The organism is Stenotrophomonas sp. SrG (assembly GCF_050031795.1).
In the GTDB taxonomy this organism is placed as follows: domain Bacteria; phylum Pseudomonadota; class Gammaproteobacteria; order Xanthomonadales; family Xanthomonadaceae; genus Stenotrophomonas; species Stenotrophomonas rhizophila_A.
Map to the genome: position 1 here is coordinate 1 of NZ_JBNBBE010000340.1, position 264 is coordinate 264.

The following is a 264-nucleotide window of genomic DNA, read 5'->3' on the forward strand; positions in this document are numbered from 1 at the left end:
CGGCCCGGGTGGGCATCACTGCCTTCCTCGCCCACACCCTGGGGCAGACGCTGGGCTTTGCGGCCCTGACCGGCGGTGCCGTGCGCCTGCGCGGCTATGGCGGCGCCGGGCTGAGCCTGGCCGAGATCGGCCAGGTGGTCCTGATGAGCACGCTGGGTTTCGTGTTCGGCGCCTGGCTGCTGTTGGCGCTGGCGATCCTGCTGGAACCGGGCGCCGCCGCACTCGCATTGCCCGTGTCGGCGCAGGCCGTACGCGAGCTCGGCG

Annotated in this window: 1 pseudogene; it reads left to right on the forward strand. The window is 73.5% G+C overall.

Annotated features, from left to right (window positions below):
• A pseudogene (locus ACQG3P_RS20035) lies at positions 1-264 on the forward strand (bifunctional lysylphosphatidylglycerol flippase/synthetase MprF); the annotation flags it as partial.